The sequence below is a fragment of the Pseudomonas sp. T1.Ur genome (genome assembly GCF_023516725.1).
Classification (GTDB): domain Bacteria; phylum Pseudomonadota; class Gammaproteobacteria; order Pseudomonadales; family Pseudomonadaceae; genus Aquipseudomonas; species Aquipseudomonas alvandae.
In genome coordinates this window covers 3,342,259-3,360,702 of record NZ_JAMGSN010000001.1, presented here as the reverse complement: position 1 = coordinate 3,360,702, position 18,444 = coordinate 3,342,259, and the positions used below count along the sequence as shown (strand labels likewise).

General features: G+C 61.4%; 19 protein-coding genes. 9 read left to right on the top strand and 10 right to left on the bottom strand.

What is annotated here, in order from left to right:
- Positions 1–286 precede the first annotated feature (286 nt).
- The 3 genes from M8Q45_RS14885 to M8Q45_RS14875 all read right to left on the bottom strand — a co-directional run bounded on the left by M8Q45_RS14885 (position 287) and on the right by M8Q45_RS14875 (position 2,867).
- Complete coding sequence (locus M8Q45_RS14885; protein WP_249875371.1) at positions 287–1,186, bottom strand: hydroxymethylglutaryl-CoA lyase; 900 nt, start codon at positions 1,184–1,186, stop codon at positions 287–289.
- A gap of 155 nt (positions 1,187–1,341) precedes the next feature.
- On the bottom strand, positions 1,342–1,743 hold the full coding sequence (locus M8Q45_RS14880) for a MerR family transcriptional regulator (protein ID WP_030140075.1): 402 nt from the start codon (positions 1,741–1,743) through the stop codon (positions 1,342–1,344).
- Between the two features lie 194 nt (positions 1,744–1,937).
- The gene (locus tag M8Q45_RS14875) at positions 1,938–2,867 is read right to left on the bottom strand and encodes a LysR family transcriptional regulator (RefSeq protein WP_249875370.1); all 930 of its coding nucleotides are present in this window, start codon (positions 2,865–2,867) and stop codon (positions 1,938–1,940) included.
- A 176-nt stretch (positions 2,868–3,043) separates the two neighbouring features.
- Between M8Q45_RS14875 and M8Q45_RS14870 the strand changes: the two genes are divergently transcribed.
- On the top strand, positions 3,044–4,273 hold the full coding sequence (locus M8Q45_RS14870) for an acyl-CoA dehydrogenase (protein ID WP_030140077.1): 1,230 nt from the start codon (positions 3,044–3,046) through the stop codon (positions 4,271–4,273).
- A gap of 113 nt (positions 4,274–4,386) precedes the next feature.
- Here the strand turns inward: M8Q45_RS14870 and M8Q45_RS14865 are convergent, their stop codons facing one another.
- The 4 genes from M8Q45_RS14865 to M8Q45_RS14850 form a co-directional block, all read right to left on the bottom strand.
- Complete coding sequence (locus M8Q45_RS14865) at positions 4,387–5,256, bottom strand: oxaloacetate decarboxylase (RefSeq protein ID WP_181286815.1); 870 nt, start codon at positions 5,254–5,256, stop codon at positions 4,387–4,389.
- Positions 5,257–5,427: 171 nt separating this feature from the next.
- A complete protein-coding gene (astA, locus tag M8Q45_RS14860; protein WP_249875369.1) occupies positions 5,428–6,462 on the bottom strand; it encodes an arginine N-succinyltransferase in 1,035 nt (344 codons plus the stop codon).
- A gap of 61 nt (positions 6,463–6,523) precedes the next feature.
- Positions 6,524–7,540: an arginine N-succinyltransferase gene (locus tag M8Q45_RS14855; protein ID WP_249875368.1), complete on the bottom strand. Its 1,017-nt coding sequence runs from the start codon at positions 7,538–7,540 to the stop codon at positions 6,524–6,526.
- A gap of 105 nt (positions 7,541–7,645) precedes the next feature.
- On the bottom strand, positions 7,646–8,398 hold the full coding sequence (locus M8Q45_RS14850) for an N-formylglutamate amidohydrolase (protein WP_249875367.1): 753 nt from the start codon (positions 8,396–8,398) through the stop codon (positions 7,646–7,648).
- A 491-nt stretch (positions 8,399–8,889) separates the two neighbouring features.
- Here M8Q45_RS14850 and M8Q45_RS14845 point away from each other — a divergent pair, with 491 nt between their 5' ends.
- Positions 8,890–9,453, top strand: a complete 564-nt coding sequence (locus M8Q45_RS14845) for a histidine phosphatase family protein (RefSeq protein ID WP_249875366.1) — start codon at positions 8,890–8,892, stop codon at positions 9,451–9,453.
- Positions 9,454–10,209: a precorrin-6A synthase (deacetylating) gene (gene cobF / locus M8Q45_RS14840; protein WP_249875365.1), complete on the top strand. Its 756-nt coding sequence runs from the start codon at positions 9,454–9,456 to the stop codon at positions 10,207–10,209. It abuts the gene before it with no gap.
- Positions 10,210–10,415: 206 nt separating this feature from the next.
- Here cobF and ftrA read toward each other — a convergent pair whose 3' ends face one another.
- Positions 10,416–11,375 carry a transcriptional regulator FtrA gene (ftrA, locus tag M8Q45_RS14835; RefSeq protein ID WP_249875364.1) on the bottom strand — a complete coding sequence of 320 codons (960 nt, stop codon included), beginning with the start codon at positions 11,373–11,375 and terminating at the stop codon, positions 10,416–10,418.
- A 102-nt stretch (positions 11,376–11,477) separates the two neighbouring features.
- On the opposite strand from ftrA, the gene M8Q45_RS14830 reads away from it, so the two are divergent.
- The 4 genes from M8Q45_RS14830 (at position 11,478) to M8Q45_RS14815 (ending at position 15,029) form a co-directional block, all read left to right on the top strand.
- Positions 11,478–11,912 carry a rhodanese-like domain-containing protein gene (locus tag M8Q45_RS14830; protein WP_249875363.1) on the top strand — a complete coding sequence of 145 codons (435 nt, stop codon included), beginning with the start codon at positions 11,478–11,480 and terminating at the stop codon, positions 11,910–11,912.
- 339 nt (positions 11,913–12,251) lie between these two features.
- Positions 12,252–13,031 (top strand): L-arginine-binding protein AotJ, encoded by a 780-nt coding sequence (aotJ, locus tag M8Q45_RS14825; RefSeq protein WP_181286807.1) that lies wholly within the window; start codon positions 12,252–12,254, stop codon positions 13,029–13,031.
- A gap of 104 nt (positions 13,032–13,135) precedes the next feature.
- A complete protein-coding gene (locus tag M8Q45_RS14820; protein WP_249875362.1) occupies positions 13,136–14,248 on the top strand; it encodes a succinylglutamate desuccinylase/aspartoacylase family protein in 1,113 nt (370 codons plus the stop codon).
- Between the two features lie 64 nt (positions 14,249–14,312).
- A complete protein-coding gene (locus M8Q45_RS14815; RefSeq protein ID WP_249875361.1) occupies positions 14,313–15,029 on the top strand; it encodes an alpha/beta hydrolase in 717 nt (238 codons plus the stop codon).
- Positions 15,030–15,151: 122 nt separating this feature from the next.
- Here M8Q45_RS14815 and M8Q45_RS14810 read toward each other — a convergent pair whose 3' ends face one another.
- Both M8Q45_RS14810 and M8Q45_RS14805 read right to left on the bottom strand, forming a co-directional pair.
- Complete coding sequence (locus tag M8Q45_RS14810) at positions 15,152–15,736, bottom strand: DcrB/PsbP domain-containing protein (protein ID WP_249875360.1); 585 nt, start codon at positions 15,734–15,736, stop codon at positions 15,152–15,154.
- A 129-nt stretch (positions 15,737–15,865) separates the two neighbouring features.
- On the bottom strand, positions 15,866–16,144 hold the full coding sequence (locus tag M8Q45_RS14805) for a hypothetical protein (protein ID WP_249875359.1): 279 nt from the start codon (positions 16,142–16,144) through the stop codon (positions 15,866–15,868).
- 152 nt (positions 16,145–16,296) lie between these two features.
- Here M8Q45_RS14805 and selD point away from each other — a divergent pair, with 152 nt between their 5' ends.
- Together selD and mnmH are read left to right on the top strand one after the other, a co-directional pair.
- On the top strand, positions 16,297–17,331 hold the full coding sequence (gene selD, locus M8Q45_RS14800) for a selenide, water dikinase SelD (protein WP_249875358.1): 1,035 nt from the start codon (positions 16,297–16,299) through the stop codon (positions 17,329–17,331).
- Positions 17,331–18,434 (top strand): tRNA 2-selenouridine(34) synthase MnmH, encoded by a 1,104-nt coding sequence (gene mnmH / locus M8Q45_RS14795; RefSeq protein WP_249875357.1) that lies wholly within the window; start codon positions 17,331–17,333, stop codon positions 18,432–18,434. Before selD ends, mnmH begins: the two co-directional genes overlap by 1 nt.
- Positions 18,435–18,444: the final 10 nt, after the last annotated feature.

The following is an 18,444-nucleotide window of genomic DNA, read 5'->3' as shown; positions in this document are numbered from 1 at the left end:
TCCTGGAAGCACCCTGAAAAGCACATCTTCTCCAAAAAAATCTGTTAGCTGCGTCTCTGCCGTGTTGTTTTTGTTATGTCAGAGTCGTTTCGTCTTGTTTTTATTGGGTTTGTCGCTTTTTTTTATTCTTGTTATGCAGGAGATATAGCAGGTGCCGTGCCAACTTTAAAAAATCTATATAAATCAACGAGTTGTATTTTTTGTCAGAAAATTCACTCGGCGAAACCCTGACAAATTGTTTCCGTGTTACTCGTTTCACCCCCGTTACAAACGGGGCGGTAACACCTCACTGCGCCAGCCGCGCTTTCGCAACGCGCGAACCGGTCGGACGGCCGAGCACGTCACAAATCTGCCGGCCCGCGGCGATGAGCGCGTCCAGGTCGATGCCGGTCTCGATGCCGAGGCCATTGAGCAGGTACAGCACGTCTTCAGTCGCGACGTTACCGCTGGCACCCTTGGCATAAGGGCAGCCACCCAGGCCTGCGATGGAACTGTCGAACACGGCGATGCCCTCCAGAAGGCTGGCGTAGACGTTGGCCAGGGCCTGGCCGTACGTGTCGTGGAAATGTCCCGCAAGTTTGTCCCGAGGCACGTCGGCGCTCACCACCTCGAACATCCTGCGCGTCGCGCCGGCGGTACCGGTGCCGATGGTGTCGCCCAGGGACACTTCATAGCAGCCCATTGCGTACAACTCCCGGGCGACCCAGGCCACTTGCTCAGGTTTGACTTCGCCTTCGTAAGGGCAACCCAGCACGCACGACACGTAGCCGCGCACGCTGACACCGTTGCGCTTCGCCGCCTCCATGATCGGAGCGAAGCGCTCCAGGCTTTCCTTGATGGTGCAATTGATGTTGCGCTGGGAAAACGCTTCGGACGCGGCGGCGAACACTGCGACCTCTTTCACGCCTGCTGCCAGCGCGTCTTCAAAACCCCTCAGGTTCGGCGCCAAGGCGCCATACGTCACGCCGGGCTTGCGCTGGATTTGCGCAAAGACTTCGGCCGAGCCGGCCATCTGCGGCACCCATTTAGGCGAGACAAAGCTGCCGACTTCGATGTAACCGAGGCCGGCAGCGCTCAGTGCATCCACCAGGCGTACCTTGTCGGCGACGCTGATGGGCTGCGATTCATTCTGCAGGCCGTCGCGCGGGCCGACTTCGATCAGGCGTACAAAGGAGGGAAGGGACATGGGGTTGACCTGTAGTGGGTTGCAGAACATCGTGGACGATGATGGGACCCTTGTGGGAGCGAGCTTGCTCGCGATAGCGGTATAACTGACAAAATTGATATTGACTGATACACCGCCATCGCGAGCAAGCTCGCTCCCACAGGGTTACTGTTGTGTTACTGGACGATTTCCTCGCCCTTGATCGTCTGTTCCAGCGCCTGGATGCAGCGTTCCTCGGCGGTGTCGAGCTCCAGCTTCATCTGTTCAATATCCAGTAACTGCTGTTCGAGCTGCTCACGACGCTCGGCGATTTTCGCCAGCATGCTGTGGAGTTGTTTCTGGTTGCCGCTGCTGGGGTCGTACAGTTCGATCAGCTCGCGGCACTCGGCGAGGGAAAAACCAATGCGCTTGCCACGCAGGATCAGTTTCAGGCTGACCTTGTCCCGTGGTGAGTAGACACGCTCCTGGCCACGGCGCTCCGGGCTCAACAGGCCCTGTTCTTCGTAGAAGCGGATGGCGCGGGTGGTGATATCCAATTCGCGGGCGAGGTCGGAGATGCTGTAGGTCTGGCTGCTCATGGAAGCGCTCGAAACGAAAGAGGTTGGCGCTAAGCTAAAGGCAGGTTGACGTTCACGTCAAGATAAGAGCGCCTGCATGACATCCGGCGGACTTGTGGGAGCGAGCTTGCTCGCGATAGCGGTGTGTCAGCCAGGGAAATATCGAATGTGCCGACGCAATCGCGAGCAAGCTCGCTCCCACAATTTATGGCCTGCTAGACCCTGTCGAGCTTCTTCTCATGGGCCGTTACCTGCTGGCACAGCTCGATCATCTGCTCGCGCATCCAGCGGTTGGCCGGGTCCTGGTCGGTGCTCTCATGCCAGTACAGATGGGTTTCCACCGGCGGGACATCATGGACGGGCACGTGGACCGCATGCAGCTCGTGACGCCGGGCAAAACGTTCCGGGACCGTCATGACCATGTCGGTCTGCTGCAGCACTTGGGAAGCCATCAAATAATGTTGCGAGCGCAGGGCAATCTTGCGCTGGATGCCTATCTTGCCGAGGGCCAGGTCGACATAACCCAGGCCGTTGCGGCGACTGGAAATATGCACATGGGTCTGGGCCAGGTAATCGTCAAGACTGAGCTTCTCCTTGCCTGCCAAAGGATGGCCCTTGCGCATGGCACACACGTAACGGTCTTCCAACAACTTGACGTGGCGCACCTGCGGATCGGTGTTGAGCGGCGCATCGACCGCGAAGTCCAGGCGCCCGGCGGCCAGTTCCTTGGTGGTTTCCCGGCGCTTGGACAGGAAACTCTCGATGGCCACGGTCGGCGCCAGTCGGCGCAAGCGCTGGAACAGCGGCGGCAGGATCACGCCTTCGGTGAGGTCGGTCATGCTGATGCGGTAGGTCTTGACGGCTTGCAGCGGATTGAAGATCCGGCTTTCCTGCACCGACACCCGTAGCAGCGACAAGGCGTTGCGCACCGGCCCGATAATATTCTGGGCCATCGGCGTGGGCACCATCCCTTGGGCGGTGCGCACGAACAATGGGTCGTTGAAGGTCTCGCGCAAGCGCGCCAGGGCATTGGACACGGCCGGCTGAGTGATACCGACGATCTGCCCGGCGCGGGTCAGGTTGGCTTCGGTGTAGATGGCATCGAAGACAATGAAAAGGTTGAGGTCGACCTTGCTCAGATTCATGGCGCTGCACTCTTATTCTTGGGCTTGTATGAGGTGCCGGGTGGCAATGCGAATCAGTGAACCATATATCGGTGATGAATGTTAATACACGCCGAGAATAGGTTAGGTAAATTTTCGTAGCTCAACTAGCATCGATACCATGACCTAAAAACAACCTCTGCCAGAAGGTGCTGCCGATGGATTTTGCCTACTCCCCCAAGGTTCAGGAACTGCGCGAGCGCGTCACGGCGTTCATGGATGCCTACGTTTATCCGGCTGAAGCGGTGTTCGAGCGGCAGGTAGCGGAAGGTGATCGCTGGCAGCCCACGGCCATCATGGAAGAACTCAAGGCCAAGGCGAAAGCCGAGGGCTTGTGGAACCTGTTCCTGCCGGAATCCGAACTGGGTGCCGGCCTGACCAACCTGGAATACGCGCCGCTGGCGGAGATCATGGGACGTTCGTTGCTGGGGCCGGAGCCGTTCAACTGCTCGGCGCCGGACACTGGCAACATGGAAGTCCTCGTGCGCTACGCCAATGAAGAGCAGAAACAACGCTGGCTTGAGCCGCTGCTGCGGGGCGAGATCCGCTCGGCCTTCGCCATGACCGAGCCGGACGTCGCCTCTTCGGACGCCACCAACATGGCCGCTCGCGCCGAGCGCGATGGCGATCAATGGGTGATCAACGGCAAGAAGTGGTGGACTTCAGGTGCCTGCGATCCGCGCTGCAAGATCCTGATCTTCATGGGCTTGAGCAACCCTGACGCGCCACGCCATGCCCAGCACTCGATGATCCTGGTGCCGGTGGACACCCCCGGGGTAAAAATCGTCCGGCCATTGCCGGTGTTCGGCTACGACGATGCGCCCCACGGTCATGCCGAAGTGCTGTTCGATAACGTGCGGGTGCCGTACGAAAATGTCCTGCTGGGTGAGGGACGTGGCTTTGAAATTGCCCAGGGGCGCCTGGGCCCGGGGCGGATCCACCATTGCATGCGCTCGATCGGCATGGCCGAGCGCGCCTTGGAATTGATGTGCCAGCGCGCCGTCAGCCGTACCGCATTCGGCAAGCCGCTTGCGCGCCTGGGCGGCAACATCGACAAGATCGCCGACTCGCGGATGGAAATCGACATGGCGCGCCTGCTGACCTTGAAGGCGGCGTACATGATGGATACCGTCGGTAATAAAGTGGCGAAGAGTGAAATTGCCCAGATCAAGGTCGTTGCGCCTAACGTGGCCTTGAAAGTCATCGACCGGGCGATCCAGATCCACGGCGGCGCCGGGGTTTCCAACGATTTCCCGCTGGCCTATATGTATGCCATGCAACGCACCTTGCGCCTGGCCGACGGCCCGGATGAAGTCCACCGCGCTGCTATCGGCAAGTTCGAGATCGGCAAATATGTGCCCAAGGAGATGTTGCGCAGTGGGCGCTGAAGCTCATTCACGCTGACACCGCGATCGCGAGCAGGCTCGCTCCCAGGGGAATCGCAAATCCACTGTGGGAGCGAGCCTGCTCGCGATCGCGGCCGCCTGGACAGCGAATCAGCTCACTCCTTGACGCTCATGTACTCCTCGGCCCAACGGATATATTCCTCGGGCTGGGTGTAGGTGTGGGTCAGTTCGGTGGCGCTCAGGTCTGATGCCTGGGTGAAGATCTGGCGCTGCTCCCGCAGGCTGTCATAGGTGGCCTTGATCGCGGCGAAATAAGCGCCATGGCCATCGATCGTGACGCGAACGCCCAGTTCGGCCAGGCGTTTATCATCCCGCAGCAAGGGATTGCCATAGGTCACGAGCATCAAGGGGACGTTCAGGTTTTCGCTGATCTGCTCCAGATGCTCGAAGTCTTGCACGCCCACCATGCAGATGCCGTCCGCGCCGGCCCGTTCGTATTGCCGGGTGCGGCTGATGATTTCCTGGACCGGCAGGATCCCGGCATTGGTGCGGGCAATGATCGCCATCTCCGAATCGACCCGTGCCTCCAATGCCGCGCGGATCTTGCCGACGCCTTCGGCCACGCTGATCAGGTCGGTGGATTTGCGGCCAAACTGGGCTGGCAGCAAGGTGTCTTCGATGGTCAGCGCAGCCACGCCAGCGCGCTCGAGTTCGATGATGGTACGCATCACGTTCAGTGCGTTGCCGTAGCCATGGTCGGCGTCGGCAATGAACGGCAATTGGGCCACGCGGCCAATGCGAGTCGCCTGCTCGGCAAATTCACTGAGGGTGATCAATGCGAAGTCCGGTGCGCCCAACACCTGCAACGACGCCACCGAGCCTCCAAGAATGCCTACTTCGAAACCCAGGTCGGCGGCGATACGCGCCGACATTGGATCAAACACCGAGGCGGTGTGGTAGCAGGTCTTGGAAGCCAGCAGTTGGCGAAAATTGCGACGCAAATCTTGATGGGAGAGCCTGGACATATGAATTCCACCAATGGAATGGAAAGGCTTGAGCAAAAATGTCAACGCCGGAAGATCCAAAGGCTATCACGTGGCAAGCGCAAAGATGATGACCAATAGGTATAGGCGATGCCGTTATGGCATCAGGCCAGGGCCCGCCGTCCGGGAACGCGGTACCCGGGCACACACGGCTTACGCCGCCACCGCCTGTTGCCCCAGCCTGGGCAATGGCACGGCGCGTACGGTATCACCCGGCTGCACTTGCAGGCGTTTGGCGGTGACGCGGTCGACGAGCAGGCTATGGCCGTGCTGATGGGCACGGGCGCTGGTAACACGGCAGTTTTCCAGGCGTCGGTTGTGAATCAGCCAGATCGGCGCCTGTTCGTCCGGTGTACCGATCACCAGCGTCAGCGACTGGCTGTCGCGCACGCTGCGGATCTTCGACACCGGCGCTTCGACCACCGGGCCACCGTCGAAAATATCAATGTATCCCTTATGGGCGAAACCCTCGGCACTGAGGATTTTCAAGGCCGGTTCGGTGTTGGGGTGAGCCTTGCCAATCACCGCCTGGGCTTGTTCGGTGAGCAGGCAGGTGTACAGCGGCTGACGCGGCATCAATTCGGCGATGAATGATTTGTTACCCATGCCGGACAACTGATCGGCGTAGCTGAAATCCTTCTGGAAGAAGTGCCTTCCCAGGCTGTCCCAAAAAGGCGAGCGGCCCAGTGCATCGGCGTGGCCGCGCAGTTCGGCAATCAGCTTTTTGCCAAACAGGGTGGGGAACTCAGCGACGAACAACAAGCGCGCCAAGGACAGCAGCCGGCCGTTATGGCCACGGCGCTGCTCGGGCCGCAGGAACAATGAGCAGATTTCCGATTGCCCGGTCATTTCATTGTTGAGGAACAATGTCGGGATCTGCCGATGGATGCCCAGTTCAGGCGCCGAGCTGACCGTCACGCCGACGCGATAGTTGTACCAGGGTTCGCGAACACCGACGGCCCCGGTCAGCGCACTGATGCCCACCACTTGCCGATCATCGTCCTCGAGCACGAACAGGTAGTCGGCATCAGCCCGTTCGACTTGTCCGGCAAAGGTACGCTGGGCCCAGCGCAGGCGATGCGCCAGGCGCTCCTCGTTGGCCGGCAAGCTGGTGAAGCCCGGGCCGGCGCAGCGGGCCAGGTCCAATAACGCAGGCAGGTCTGTCAGGGCGACGGGGCGGACGATCATGAAGCGGCTCCTGCTTCATGCCCGGCGTGGTGTCGAGGGGCGGCATGCAATTCGATCAATTTCATAAGCTCACCACCCGGACCCGATCGCCCTCGGTAATCCCCAGCGCCACCAGCATGTCAGGGTGCAGCGCCACCGGGCCCTCGCCGCTGACGTCCAGGTCCGCGACGATGGCCCGATAACCCCCGAGGCCATCGTTACTCACCAGGTACCGCCCACGGGCATCGATTACTCGGCTTTGCCGGGTGATGACCGAGCGACTCTGGACGATCGAGCGAATATTCGTGGTTCGACCGTGCAACGTCGGCCCACCGTCGAACAGGTCCACATAGCTGTTGGTTTCGAAACCCTCGCGCTCGAGTATGTCGAACGCCTCCTGGCCGTCGGGGTGCACCCGGCCGATGCAGGCCTGGGCCGCCTCCGGCAACATCGGCACATAGATCGGATATTGCGGCATCAATTCAGCGAGAAAGGTACGGCTCTGCAGGCCGCACAGGCGTTCGGCCTCGGTGTAGGGCAGGTCGAAGAAATGCTGGCCGATGGCATCCCAGAACGGAGAACGGCCGTCTTCGCTGCTGAAACCGACGATTTCCGTGATGACCGATTCGGCAAAGCGCCGGGGATGAGCGCCAATGAACATCAGCCGCGCCCGGGACAGCAGTTCCGATTCCGGGGTGCGCACGCGAGTCGCGTCGATGTGGAAACCGCGCAGCAATGTCTGGCCGCTGAGGTCCTGGCACAACGACAGCGCGGGCACGCCGTGGTGGATGTTCAGTTCCCGGGACTCACTGGAAAATGGCCGATGGCGTAGACTGAAGAACGGTTCGTTGCAACCGGTGCTGGCGATGATCTCCGAACAACCCACCAAGTGGCCGGACGCGAGGTTCTGCAAGACAAAGAAATAGTTTTCCCCACCCGGTGCCTGCACGTCCGCTTCGAACGAGGCACACGAGCCGAGGATTTTCTCCCGCAGGCGATCGGTGTCGTCTGGAAGCGAAGTGACACCCACCAGGCTGTCGCGGGCCAGTTGCTGCAGTTGCGGCAAATCGGATAACTGAACTGGACGTAAGGCCAGCATGGATTGCACTCCTGTTCCAGAGAACCCAATGATCTGCACCGGGCTTGACGGTCACTGTCGATGTCCACGCGTTGAAGCTGAAAACTGAAATTGATCACCGTCGCGTCATAGCAGCGGTGCGAGATAGGCGCTCCAGGTCCGTATCGATTCGGGACTGCGCAGCAGGTCATTGCGCACTTCGATCAATACCGAATCGAGGCCGCGTCCGTCGCCGTGTACCGGGACTGTCATGTCGCTCAGGGGGCTGACTTTGTAGGGCTGATTGCCGGCGGCCCGCAGCGAATGTCGCCCCAACCCTTCGACGATGCGCTGGGCATATTCCCCGGCTTCGCCAAACAACACCCCGGCCTCGAGGGCGCGCGGCTGGCCGTAGAACACCGGTGTGAAACTGTGAATGCCCACTACCCGCACGGTCCGCTTATCCGCCAGGCGCTGGTCGATCAACGCCTTTAACTGGTCATGGAATGGATGGAAGAGGCACCGTTGGCGATATTCGCGCGTAGCGTCGTCCAGGGACTGGTTGCCGGGAATCTGATAAATCTCACTTTGGGCCGGGATGCTGTCGGCGACGTGTAGTGGACGATTCAGGTCGATCAACAGTCGCGAGTAGTTGGCTGACAGCAGCGTTGCACCGAGGGTTTCGGACAGCCGTTCAGCCAGGGCCAGGGCACCGATATCCCACGCAATATGTTCCTGGGCGGCCGTTTCGTCCAGGCCGAGGTCATTCAGCGCGCTTGGGATGAAGCGGCTGGCGTGTTCGCAAACCAGCAGCAACGGATGATCGGAGTCTTCCCGCAACAATCGGAACGCGGGCTTGGTGTAGAGGCCCGCCTCAGCACATTCAATGGATTCACGCATAGTGTTTACAAAGCTCGGCAAATGACAGCGTCTGCGTCGAGGCCAATTTCCGGGCGTTAAAGGCGAACCAGGTCCCAGCCAACAGGCTGGGAAAGACTTCGATTACAGCCCAATCGCGCGGCGGTCGCATGACCTGGTGTTCCGATGGCGTCAATACCAAGCATGGATCGGTGATCTGGTCTCTGGAGAGAGGCATCCGTGCTCCTTGCCTGGATGAGTGTCGAATTCTTTCGTAGCGCTCAAAATAGTATTTGGGCAGCAGGTGCTACGTGTCCAGAGGTTTTTACGTTCCGTTTAAAAAGCCAGAAAATACCTACAGGGCCCTTGTAGGACAAGGGTTTGGCTGGAGCTCCGTCGTATGTCAGGCACAGCTTTTTTCAGTGTCGGAAATTACGCCTTTTTGTCTCGATTATTTGATTTCATATAAGGTGCTGTACAAGAAAATCTGGAATTGTTCCTGCCATGACTTCTCCCGAAACCGAGTATTCCGCGTGCAAGCCACTCGCCTGACCCTGTTATGCCATGGCCGCACCGCCGCCCAGAAAGCAGCGCGTTTCGGCCTGGATGAACCCTTGGATACCGCCTGGCTGGCGAAGCGCCCCGACATCGGACGTGAATACCGGAGCGTCCGCCATCTGCTATGCGGGCCGGAGCTGCGGACACGTCAGACGGCCGCGCTGCTGGGGCCCGAGCCGCAGACGATCCAGGCCCTGGCCGATTGCGATTTTGGCCACTGGCGCGGGTTGTCCATCGATGAATTGCTCAGGACCGAACCGCAACTGCTCCAAGCCTGGCGCGACGACCCGGACGCCGCGCCCCATGGTGGTGAGTCGGTCAACCGGCTGTGTCGCCGCGTCGGTGATTGGCTGGCAACCCTGGAAAACACCCCGGGCCACTACCTGGCAGTGACCCATCCGTTCGTGATTCGCGCTGCGCTGGTGAATGTGCTGGGTTGTCCCATGGCCACGTTCAACCGGATCGACATCGAGCCGCTGGGGCTCGTCGACCTGCGCTTCAACGAAGTTTGGCGATTACGCCTACCGGAGCCCGCGTAAATGAAGAAATTGTCGGTGATAGGCATCGGCGCCGGTGACCCGGACCACCTGACGATGCAGGCGGTGAAGGCCTTGAACCGGGTGGATGTGTTTTTTCTCTTGGACAAGGGGCCCGCCAAGGAGACGCTGCTGGATCTGCGCCGCGAAATCTGTCAACGCTACATCGTCGGTCGTACGTACCGTTTCGTCGAAGCCTACAGCCCCGAGCGCCAACGCGACGACACGGACTACACAGCGAGCGTCGAAGCCTTGAACCGCGCGAAGCAGGCCACCTTTGAAAGGTTGATCAATGAAGAGTTATCTGACGGGCAGCACGGCGGTTTCCTGGTGTGGGGGGATCCATCGTTGTACGACAGCACCTTGCGCATCCTGCAGGCGATCCTCGACGCGGGGCGCTGTGCCTTCGAATTCGAGGTGATCCCCGGCATCACCAGCGTCCAGGCCCTTGCGGCGAAGCATAAAGTGCCGTTGAACACGATTGGCGGTTCGCTGGAGATCACCACCGGACGTCGGTTGGCGGCGGGGCAGGTGGGCGACGCGGCCAGCGTCGTGGTGATGCTTGATGCCGCGGATGCCTACCAGTGCGTGGGCGATCCCGATACGTGGATCTACTGGGGCGCCTATGTGGGAACGCCAGATGAACGGCTGATCGCCGGGCGGTTGGGGGACGTGGCCGACGATATCGAGCGCACGCGCAAGGCGGCGCGAAAAGAGAAGGGCTGGATCATGGATACGTACTTGCTGCGCAGGCGTTGATTGCAGATTCGATCCAACCGTGGCGAGGGAGCTTGCTCCCGCACGGCTCTGTAGGCGCTGGCGAAGGCTCGGGCCGCGTTCGGACGATCTTTTGACGTTGATCTTTCGCTTGAAATTCAAGTGTTTGGGGAAAGATCGCAGCCTCGTTGCGCTCGACAGCTCCTACACAGCTCCTACACAGGTATGGCCTCGGACGCGGCGCATCTTCAGCCCCGGCCAAACCGCTCCCGATACACCGACGGCGCCACGCCCACCACGCTGCGGAACGCCACGCGGAAACTTTCCACCGAACGGTAGCCACACAGCTGGGCGATGTTGTCGGTGTTGTCTGCGGTGCTTTCCAACAGTTCCCGGGCCCGGGCCAAGCGTTCATGTTGCAGCCAGGCCTTGGGCGATACACCGCAGGCCTGGGTGAAGCGGCGCAGGAAGGTCCGTTCGCTCATCGCCGCGCGGCTCGCCAGTTCGCGCACGCCCAGCGGTTCGTGGAGATGCTCGCGGGCCCACTGCATGACGCTGGACAAATCCCCGCGTGGCGTGCGGCTGACCGGTGAGGGAATGAATTGTGCCTGGCCGCCGGTGCGTTGTGTCGGCATGACCAGCCGGCGCGCCACGGCATTGGCGACCTGGGCACCGAAATCCCGGGCCACCAGGTGCAGGCACGCATCGATGCCCGCTGCGCTGCCGGCGGAAGTAATGAGTTGGCCCGAGTCGACATACAGCACATCCGGGTCGACCCGAATGGCGGGATAGCCTTGCGCCAGTTCATCGGTGTAGCGCCAGTGCGTCGTCGCTGCCAAGCCATCAAGCAATCCAGTGGCCGCCAGTACGAACGCCCCGGAGCAGATCGACAGCAAGCGGGCACCGCGGGCGTGGGCACGGCGCAGGGCGAGGAGCAGGGCGTCGGAGGGTGGTTCGCTGCGGCTGCGCCAGCCTGGCACGATGATGGTCCGGGCGGTGTCGAGCAGCTCCATGCCGCCATCGGCCAGGACCTGGAAGCCGCCCATGGCGCGCATCGGACCGTCGTCGACGGCGACGATGCGGTGCTCATACCAAGGGAAATCGAATTCGGGCCGGGCCAATCCGAAGATTTCCACCGCGACACCGAATTCGAATGTACACAAGCCGTCATACGCGAGGATGGCGACCAGGCCGGGAGCAGGCTGCATTTGGCGGAAAATTCCCACAGAGTGTCTTGTGCGCCACTGTAGCGGTTAGCGTCGGGGGGATAAAGTCTGTTCCAGTCTTCATCTGTCCCGGAGTAACCACGCATGACCAGTCTCGTTAGCGAAGTGCCCGCCGCCCCATCCGACCTCGCCCTGCAGCATTTCAGCCGTCGCCTGATGTTCGAAACCGATTGTTCCGATGTGCATGCCAGCCAAGAGGCGGGCACCGTCGATTTTGTCCTGGTGGACGTGCGCGGACCGCTGGCTTACGAACGCGGGCATGTGCCAGGGGCGATCAATCTCCCGACCCGGACCCTCACCGCCGAGGCGTTGGCGGCCTACCCCAAGGCCACGCTGTTCGTGGTGTATTGCGCCGGCCCGCATTGCAACGGTGCGAACAAGGCGGCGGTGCGCCTGGCAACGCTGGGTTACCCGGTCAAGGAAATGATCGGCGGGGTCATGGGCTGGCTCGATGAGGGTTTTCGCCTGACAGGTTCCGTGGAGCGCGTGGCGGAAAAGGCGATCAGCTGCGATTGCTGAGCGCTTGCTCCCGCTGGGCCTGTAGGAGCTGGCGGAGCCTGCGATCTTTTGATCTTTTGATCTTTTGATATTTTGATCTTCCGCTTAAAAGATCGCAGCCTCGTTTCACTCGGCAGCTCCTACGCAGCTCCTACGCAGCTCCTACACGGCTCCTACGCAGCTTCTATGCGGCTTCTATGCGACTTCTAAGCGGTGTTTTTATAACTATTTGTCGCTTCGACGTAATTCCCCTCCTGAGTGCATCTCTAGACTCCGGGCCACTTCGGTTTTCATCGACCGAACGCTGTTTCCGAATCTGCCTATAACGATCAATAAATACCTGCGCACTCAGGAGCAAAAATGAAGAAGCTAGCCATGTTCGGTGCCCTGGCACTGTCCGTATTGTCTTTCTCGGCCGTGGCCGAAGACGCCAAGCCGATCCGTCTCGGGATCGAGGCGGGTTATCCGCCGTTTTCGATGAAGACCCCTGATGGCAAGTTGGCCGGTTTCGATGTGGACATCGGCGACGCGCTGTGCGCGCAGATGAAGGTCAAGTGCACGTGGGTCGAGCAGGAATTCGACGGTCTGATCCCGGCGCTGAAGGTCAAGAAAATCGACGCGATCCTGTCATCCATGACCATCACTGACGATCGCAAGAAAAACGTCGACTTCACCATCAAGTACTACCACACCCCGGCGCGCTTCGTGATGAAGGAAGGCTCCGACGTCAAGGATCCGCTGACCGAGCTCAAGGGCAAGAAGGTCGGTGTGTTGCGCGCCAGCACCCATGATCGCTTCGCAACCGAGGTGCTGGTGCCGGCGGGGATCAACCTGGTGCGCTACAGCTCCCAACAGGAAGCCAACCTGGACATGGTCGCCGGACGCCTCGACGCAATGCTGGCCGACTCCGTCAACCTTGACGAAGGTTTCCTGAAGACCGACGCCGGCAAAGGCTTTGCCTTCGTGGGGCCGACCTATGAAGACGCGAAATACTTCGGCGGCGGCGCCGGTATCGCGGTGCGCAAGGGTGATAAGGAACTTGCCGAGAAATTCAACGCTGCCATCACCGAAATCCGCGCCAACGGCACGTACAAGAAAGTCCAAGACAAATACTTCGCCTTTGACGTCTACGGGCATTAATAGCTGAAGTCACCAGGTGGCCCGCCGCTGACCCGGCCGGCCACTTTTTTCATGGGCAATTGTCTTACCCTGCGCCTGTCGAGAAACCGATACCTGGAGAGCCTATGCAACGCATCGACCATACCTTGCCCTGGAGCCACCTGGGCACGGAACGTTCGCTCAGCGTGTTTCGTTACGGCCATGGCCCGCGCAAGGCGTATATCCAGGCCAGCCTGCACGCCGATGAATTGCCCGGCATGCGCACGGCATGGGAATTGAAACAACGCCTCAACACGCTTGAAGCCCAAGGCCTGCTCAAGGGCGTGATCGAACTCGTGCCGGTGGCCAATCCGATCGGCCTGGACCAGCACCTGCAAAGTGCCCACATGGGGCGTTTCGAGCTGGGCAGCGGCAAGAACTTCAACCGATCCTTCGTTGAGCTCAGTGCCCCGGTGGCGCAACGCATCGGTGAACGCCTCGGGGATGACCCGGCCGCCAATATCACCTTGATTCGCCAGACCATGATCGAGGTGCTGGATGATCTCCCGCCGCCACCGTCTCAGCTCGAAGCCCTGCACCGGCTGTTACTGCGCCACGCCTGCGACGCCGATGTCACCCTGGACCTGCACTGTGATTTCGAGGCTGCGATCCACCTGTACGCCTTGCCGCAACAGTGGCCGCAATGGCGCTCCTTGGCCGCGCGGTTGAAGGCTGGCGTGGCGTTGCTGTGTGAAGATTCCGGCGGCAGTTCGTTCGATGAGTCTTGCTCGACGCCGTGGTTGCGCCTGGCGAAGATTTTTCCGCAAGCAGCGATTCCACCGGCCAACCTGGCGACGACGCTGGAACTCGGCAGCATGGGTGACACCCGGGTGGAGCAGGCCCAAGCCAACTGCGAAGCCATCCTGGGGTTCCTGGCGGAACAGGGCTTTATCGGCGGTGACTGGCCGGCCGCGCCGCAAGCGTGCTGCGAAGGTTTTCCATTCGAAGGCACCGAGTACCTGTTCGCGCCGCACCATGGCGTGGTCAGCTTTTTGCGCGAAGCGGGCGAATGGGTGGAGCGGGGCGATCCACTGTTCGAAGTGGTCGATCCGTTGAACGACCGGGTCACCGTTGTTCCTGCCGGCACCAGCGGGGTATTGTTCGCCCTGGATCGCGGACGCTACACCCAGCCGGGCATCTGGCAGGCGAAAGTCGCCGGGCGCGAGCCGATTCGGGCGGGGAAATTGATCAACGACTGATAAGCGCTGTCTACCTCACCGCACGGTCGTTGCCGTGCGGCTATCAAATGATGGAGGAAGACTGATGCTCAAAGCGTTCGCCCTGTTTCTGCTGGTGGTATCCGTCGGCGTGCAAGCTCAACCTTCGCTGCACACCGACTTGCCACTCAACTACCTGGCCCGCGCCGATGAAAAGGCCGGGAACCGGCCGCTGGTGATTTTCCTGCACGGGTCGGGCAGCAACGAAGAGGACCTGCTCAGTCTCGCGGACGAACTGCCCGCGCACTACAACTACCTCTCGGTACGGGCGCCCAAGGCCATGGAGCCGGGGCACTACCAGTGGTTTGCGAAAAAGGGCGAGGGTGCGTACGACGGTGACACATCCGACCTGAAGGCCAGCGGCCAGATGCTCCTGGAGTTCATCGACAAGGCCCGGGCCAAATACCCGACTGATGCAAGCAACGTCTACCTGGTGGGGTTCAGCCAGGGCGCGATGATGAGCTACGAAGTCGCCTTGCGACACCCCGAAGCCGTCGGCGGGATTGCCGCGATGGGCGGGCGGGTCCTGCCGGTGCTGCGGGCCGAACTGACACCCGACGAAACGCGAAGGGCGCTGGCGGTGTTCATCGGTCACGGCACGGCGGATCCGATCATTCCCTATCATGACGGCACCGAAGCCGACACATTCCTCAAGACCCTGGCCCTGGAGCCGGAATTCCACGCCTACCCGGGCCTCGGCCACAGCATCAGTGCGCTGGAAGTGAAGGACCTGCGGGCCTGGCTGGAGCGGCTCAACCCCTGATATGCACCCCGGATCCTCGTGGGAGCGAGCCTGCTCGCGAAGGCGGCACTACAGTCCCTGAGGATATTGGTTGGGTGGCCTCTTCGCGAGCAGGCTCGCTCCCACAGGACCGCAGCAGGCCATCACTTGCCGCTGGCGATCTGCTTCACCAGCGCTTCATGACCGGCCTGGTCGCTGGCCCTGGAAATGATCTGCACCACGGCCATGCGCGTGCCGGAGGCACCGATCAACGTGGTATCCAATGTTGGCCCGCCACCCTGCGTGGCCTTGGTATCGAGCTGACGCAGGCCCAGGCCCGTGGTTTTCTGGGTCAGGCTCTGTTCGCCAAGGATCTTGGCGTCCGGCAGGGCCTTGGTTTTCTGGACGGCGAAGTCGGCGAAGGTGGTATCCAGGAAGGCGGTGTCGTTGTCCTTCACATTCGCCCCGTCGACCAAGGTGTTTTCGGCCGTGATCACCACCGTTCGGGTGGTGGCATTGCTGTACATCGTGCCGGACGCCCCGCCGGTCCCCTGCGCCATATCCCCGGCGGACAAGGGCGTCGCCGTGAAGCCCTTGGGCAGGCTGAAGCTGAATTTGCCGCCCAGCATCGAAATCTTCTGGGCCGGCGCCTCCACCGCCTTGGGTTGGGCCGCCAGCACAGGCAATGCGACGAGGCTGGCGATGGCCGCCAGCAGGAGGGCGGCGGCGTTTTGACTCAGCGATGACATTCAAATGCTCCACGGGTGGTCGTGCTTGAGGACCGATCATCCCATGGTCGTCGCCCCAGACTCCACTGCGCTGATCAAATGCCAGCGCGAACGCATTCCGTGATGGCGAGGGGCGCCGAGCCGCGCAACTCAGTCCGGTTCGACGTCCAGTTGCAGGCTGTCGTCGGCCAGGCGCTCGGTACGCCGGACGATGCCGCTGATGCGCCGGCCTTCGGCGCTGAACACCACGATCTGCGCTTTCGCCAGGTCCTCGGGCAGCGGCGGGCGTACATGCAGGGCAAACCATGGCGGCTCGCCATCGTCGAGACGCTTGACCTCGAATTGGCAGTCGACGCTTTTGGTCTCGCGGCCGAACAGCGTGTCGAGACCGTAATCAAGATGATTGTTTGCGGCGGGTCTTGGGTCCATCGGCAATCTCCTGTAGGGGCTCGGCTATTGTTCAAGTGAGTCTTCCCACGGCGGAAAAATTCCGTCGGATGCGTCGCGAATGATCGCGACTGGCGGTGGACGGTGGGGGTTGCTGGTAGAATCGCCCACCTTGACTTACGAGAGGTATGCCCATGAGCGAGCCGATTCGCCTGACCCAGTACAGCCACGGTGCCGGTTGCGGCTGCAAGATTTCGCCCCAGGTGCTGGAAGTGATTCTGGCCGGCAGCGGTGCGCAGAACCTTGACCCCAAGCTTTGGGTAGGCAATGCCTCCCGGGACGATGCGGCGGTCTATGCCATCGACGAGGAGCGCGGGGTGGTCTCGACCACCGATTTTTTCATGCCGATCGTCGACGATCCGTTCGATTTCGGCCGCATCGCCGCCACCAACGCCATCAGCGACATCTACGCCATGGGCGGCGATCCGCTGATGGCGATCGCGATCCTCGGCTGGCCGGTCAACGTCCTGGCCCCGGAAATTGCCCGGGAGGTGATTCGCGGTGGCCGCTCGGTGTGTGACGAGGCGGGCATTCCCTTGGCAGGTGGGCATTCGATCGATGCGCCAGAACCGATTTTCGGCCTGGCGGTCACGGGCCTCGTGCAGAAACGCCACATGAAACGCAACGATACCGCGGTCGCCGGTTGCCGCCTTTACCTGACCAAACCCCTGGGCATCGGCATCCTCACCACGGCGGAAAAGAAAGGCAAACTGCGCGCCGCCGACGTGGGCCTGGCCCGCGATTGGATGTGCACGCTCAACAAGCCCGGCAGCCGTTTCGGCAAGCTCGACGGCGTGGCCGCGATGACCGATGTCACCGGCTTCGGCTTGCTCGGGCACTTGGTGGAGATGGCCGATGGCAGCCAGCTCACCGCACGCATCCGTTATGACGCGGTGCCGCGCTTGCCGGGCGTCGAGTATTACCTGGACCTGGGCTGCGTACCGGGCGGCACGTTGCGCAACTATGACAGCTACGCGAACAAGGTCGGCCGTGTCCAGGAGTTGCACAAGCGCGTGCTGTGCGACCCGCAAACCAGCGGCGGCTTGCTGATCGCCGTCACGCCAGAAGGGGAAAGCGAGTTCCTGCAGGTCGCTGTCGAGCTGGGCCTGGCGCTGGAGCCGATTGGCGAGTTGGTCGAGCGACAGACCCACGCGGTCGAGGTGTCTTGATGCCCAACGACATCACTGATTACCGCGATATCTTCCTCAATGATCGTCCGATGATGGATACCCGTGCGCCCGTCGAGTTCATCAAGGGCGCGTTTCCCGGCGTGGTCAACCTGCCGCTGATGACCGACATCGAACGGCAACGGGTTGGCACCTGTTACAAACAGCAAGGACAGCAGGCCGCCATTGTCCTGGGGCATCAGCTGGTCTCCGGCGAAACCAAGGCCCAGCGCATCCAGGCCTGGGCCGACTTCGCCCGGTCTCATCCGGACGGGTTGCTCTATTGCTTCCGTGGCGGCTTGCGCTCGCAAATTGTCCAGCAATGGCTCAAGGACGAAGCCGGTATCGACTACCCCCGTGTCGGCGGCGGCTACAAGGCCATGCGGACCTTCCTGCTCGAAACCGTCGAGCAGGCCGCAGCCCAGTGCGACCTGGTCTTGCTGGGCGGCATGACCGGCACGGGCAAGACCGAAGTGCTGGCGCAATTGCCCAATGCGCTTGACCTGGAAGGTTGCGCCAACCATCGCGGTTCGAGCTTTGGCAAGCGCGCCACCGGGCAGCCGTCCAACATCGATTTCGAGAACCTGCTGGCGGTGGACGTGCTGAAAAAGCGCGCGGCCGGCATCGAGCAGTTCGTACTGGAAGACGAAAGTCGGATGGTGGGCAGTTGCGCCGTCCCGCTGCCGTTGTACCAACGCATGCAGCAGGTGCCGATGGTCTGGCTGGAGGACAGCCTGGAGCGGCGGGTCGAGCGAATCCTGCAGGACTACGTGATCAACCTGTGTGCCGAGTTCATCGACGTGCATGGCGACGAAGGTTTCTCGTTGTTTTCCGAGCGACTGCTGTCGAGCCTCGGCAACATTCACAGGCGCCTGGGTGGCGACCGTCATCGGCGATTGATGGACATCATGGAAGCGGCCCTGGTCGAGCAGGCCAGTACGGGTGCCGTCGATTTGCATCGCGGCTGGATCGAAGGCCTGCTGCGCGAATACTACGACCCGATGTACGTGTTCCAGCGGGAGAAGAAGGGCGGGCGGATCGAGTTCGCCGGGGAGCGGGGGGCGGTGTTGGAATATTTGAGTGAGCGCGCTGCCCGGGGCAGGTGAGGCGGCACCC